The 3,528-nt window shown below is 62.0% G+C and carries 5 protein-coding genes; 3 read left to right on the top strand and 2 right to left on the bottom strand.

Annotated elements, in window-relative coordinates; genetic code table 11:
* The coding region (locus tag RMN95_RS05265; RefSeq protein WP_309615898.1) for an Rv3235 family protein at positions 1-139 on the top strand (139 nt) is incomplete at its 5' end.
* Here RMN95_RS05265 and RMN95_RS05260 read toward each other — a convergent pair.
* Both RMN95_RS05260 and RMN95_RS05255 read right to left on the bottom strand, forming a co-directional pair.
* Positions 126-938, bottom strand: a complete 813-nt coding sequence (locus RMN95_RS05260) for a CPBP family intramembrane glutamic endopeptidase (RefSeq protein ID WP_309615897.1) — start codon at positions 936-938, stop codon at positions 126-128. The genes RMN95_RS05265 and RMN95_RS05260 overlap by 14 nt on opposite strands.
* Positions 935-1,795: a CPBP family intramembrane glutamic endopeptidase gene (locus tag RMN95_RS05255; protein ID WP_309615896.1), complete on the bottom strand. Its 861-nt coding sequence runs from the start codon at positions 1,793-1,795 to the stop codon at positions 935-937. The genes RMN95_RS05260 and RMN95_RS05255 overlap by 4 nt, the downstream gene beginning before the upstream one ends.
* A 185-nt stretch (positions 1,796-1,980) precedes the next feature.
* Here RMN95_RS05255 and RMN95_RS05250 point away from each other — a divergent pair, with 185 nt between their 5' ends.
* On the top strand, positions 1,981-3,138 hold the full coding sequence (locus tag RMN95_RS05250) for a histidine kinase (RefSeq protein ID WP_309615895.1): 1,158 nt from the start codon (positions 1,981-1,983) through the stop codon (positions 3,136-3,138).
* Positions 3,139-3,151: 13 nt separating this feature from the next.
* Positions 3,152-3,528, top strand: a 377-nt coding sequence (locus RMN95_RS05245) for a response regulator transcription factor (protein WP_309615894.1), incomplete at its 3' end; no start/stop codon positions are given.

Genomic DNA, 3,528 nt, shown 5'->3' with positions numbered 1-3,528 from the left:
GATCTCCCAGTTCGAGCCGCGCGATGGGGCCGTCGAAGCCGTCGTCATTGTGCGCAACCGGGCACGCACCAGGGCCGTCGCCCTTCGCCTCGAGGGCCTCGACAACCGCTGGCGCGCGACAGCGATCAACGTGCTCTAGCTTCTGACTCGTTCAGTGCGACGCGAGCGCGCCACTCGATGACTATCACGAGGCTCAGGAGAGTAATGAGCGAGACGATAGTTTCTACAGTTTGTGAAACCTGGAGCCACACGTTCGAGGCATTCAAAGCAAAATGCAGAGCAACCGCGGCGGCCACTCCGCCCCGCTCATAAATGTGGCCGAGCAGGTATGTCTGAAGCACGCAGGACGCGACGAAGGCAGCAAATCCGAGAGACCATAGCCCCAAGCCGTTCTGGAACGTGCCGCCAATCAGGAAAAGTGGCACGTGCCACGCGGCCCAGATCAATCCCAGAATGAGCATCGAATACAGACGGCCGGACAGGCTTCTGATCCGTGGGTAGGCAAATCCTCGCCATCCAGGTTCTTCAGAAATCGGCCCGGCAACAATCAGCAGGAGCAGCAACGGGACGAGTCCACCGAAGCCCGATATTGTTTCCGCGGCAACGGAAGCACTGGGTCCTTCCCCGAACGGCACGCCGATGGCGGAGCCGAGCAGGTAGGGCCCTGCGCCGAGGAGCAGTGCCAGTGGCATCCATACCCACACCGGCCTTCTGATAGCACCGACGATGGGTGGGGCGGGAAGACGGTGGATGACGAATCGCATGAGCACAGCGGCGATGGCTGGGCCGAATCCTCCCAACAGAAACAGTACGAGATTGATCCCATCCAGGTAGCCAGCATCACTCACCGCGACCGTGCCCCAGGCAGACCAAGAGATCGCGAAGGTCAGGATCAGGAACGCGACGACGGGCGCTCGGTCACCCCTGAGCGCGATCATGCTGCCGCCTTGCGTCCCGAACGATACAGGGATGCCCCGGCGAGAGCTGCGGGCACGACCAACACCAGTTCGTAAGCCCACAACTGTGCGGCCGTCGAGTTGATCATCAGATGCACCAAAATCCCCGAAACGAAAATGCTGCCATTCGTGCGGCGATATAGCCACGTCATGATGATGCTGGAACTGACGGTACCCATCACGAGCCAGGAGAGGCCGAGACCGAGGTCGTGCTGGGCTGTGCCTGACACGAGGAAGGCTGGAGCGTGCCAGAGACCCCAGACCAATCCGAAAGTGATCGCAGCTAACAGCGGCCCGCGCTTGCTGTCTAGAAAGCGAGGCAAGGCATAGCCCTTCCAACCGATCTCCTCACCGACGGGGCCCGCGTCAAGGACGAGTGTGGACACCATGAAGAGCGGGACAGCGAACCAGAATTCCGTCGGCGTCGGAGGAGAACCGTTGAGAAGCATCGACCATACGGGGAGCCCTCCTGACGTCGTCGTCTCCCCTGCGACAACAAACTGGACAATGCGGGCGAGAAGATCGACGATCAGCATGCCGCCAAGAATCAGGGCGTAATAGCCCGGATGCACGCGCCACCGGAAGACGCGGGTTGCGAGCTCGCCGAGCCCTGCGAACCCCGACCGGGAGGCGATCATGGCAACACCGACGATGGACGGGCTGTAGACAGCAACAAAGTACAGCGGATTCGTAGTGTCGAAGCGGCGGCCCGTCACCAGCGGAATCACCTCGGGAGCGCAAAGCGCAATCGCAGCGAGACCCCACGTAATTCCAAAGGTTGCCGCGAGAAAGATCGCGAGGTCTTTGGGTCGGTGGTCAGTGGTGATCGGACCAGGCATATTCGGTGTCTGCTGATCGATTAGTTGACCGGTCATCATGCTCTCCTCAATGGTCGATTGCCGTCGAATCGGCAGCCACAATGACGCTATGTCTGCCCAGGCGTCTCTACATCACCCCCGGCGACCAACTCGGTCTGGTACTTCAGGGCGAGGCGAATCCGCTAAAACCCGGCTAGTGTCCAGACGTGAACGAGATCAGAGGCCGTCGCGTGAGAGAAGCTGCACAGACAGCTGCTCTTCTTGTTGGGGTCACCGCACCGGTAGCAATCGACCTGCTTTGGGTGGCTCGCATACCCGAGTCCGTCGTGCCGATGACAGCGCTCACGGCGATTGTGGCTCTGCCGTTGATCTGGCGTGCACTCGCACCAGCGGCCGTGTTCTGGTCCATTGCAGCAATGACCGGGGTCGGGCTTATTGCCCTGTCTGTGCCGGGGCTGGCGAGCAGCATTATGACTATGCTGCCCATGGCTGCTGCCGCATACCAGTTGGCACTCGTCGGTCGGCCAGTTTCAACCACTCGATTCGCACTGACCCTCGTAGTGCTTTTCACCATCGATCTCGTGGTGCTGTATCAGGTAGCGCCTGCGGGGGCAGCATGGCAGGGCTCTGCGCTCGCCCTGTTCCTGATTCTGTTCGCTTGGTCCGTGGGCCTCGGAACCCGACAACGACTCGAAGCAGCCCGAGATCGGGCACAGTTGGAATCTGAGCGTGCCCAGCACGCGGCGCATGACGAGCGTGAGCGGATCGCGCGCGAGCTGCACGACGGGCTTGCCCACCATCTCACGGCTCTCGTGCTTCGGACCGAGGCGGCTCGTGCGCGTCAATCCCGAAGCTCCGAACGCACCTCCGATAAGACTGTGGATCTCAGCGCCGACCTTACGGCCATCGCCGAGAACGGTCGGCGCGCGGTCGACGAAATAACGGTCATCCTGGACGTGCTTCGCGGCGTGCGCCCGGCACCGGGATTTGATCAACTCGACGACCTCGTGGAACTCGCGCGTTCGAGTGGTTCCACGGTGAGGTTCAGCCGCACTGGGGTTGGCTCCTCCACCAGGGCCGGAGCGACCTCGTATCGCGTCGTGCAGGAGGCTCTCACGAACGCCCGACGCCATGGCGCGTGGCGGGAAGTGGATGTCGTGGTGAGTCAGGAGAACGGTGGCACGACAATCATCGTGTCGAATCCGGTGGATGCCGCGGCCCTCGTGCCACGCAGCGCTGGTGAGCGCCCGGGCCTTGGCCTCATCGGCATCCGGGAGCGAGTTGCCGAACACGGAGGTGAGGTCTGGGTGAGTCGCACCGCTGACCGGTTCACCCTGCGAACCTGGATTCCGGCGGAGCGATGATAAGACCTGCGCCATGATCACCGTCGTTATCGCTGATGATCAGCCGACTATCGTTGCGAGTCTTAGTGCGATCTTGAGCGCCGAACCCGACATCGACGTTGTCGCTACTGCCCACACCGGCCCGGCCGCCGTCGACGCGGTGGCCCTCCACCAACCCGATGTGATCCTTCTCGACGTTCGAATGCCGGGCGGTGACGGCATCTCCGCGCTCGCTGACATGTCCCAGCGGAACATGCTGGGCATTGAACGGACCAAGGCGATCGTTCTGACGACGTTCGATCTTGACGAATACGTGGAGGCCGCCCTCCGCGCCGGCGCAAGCGGCTTTCTGGTCAAAACGGTGAGCTTCGAACAACTGCTCGTGTCTGTTCGAGCAGTCGCCGGCGGCCT

Source organism: Salinibacterium sp. (assembly GCF_031364185.1).
In the GTDB taxonomy this organism is placed as follows: Bacteria; Actinomycetota; Actinomycetes; order Actinomycetales; family Microbacteriaceae; genus Rhodoglobus.
Note: the sequence above shows the minus strand (reverse complement) of the source record. Positions and strands in the feature narration are given on the sequence as shown.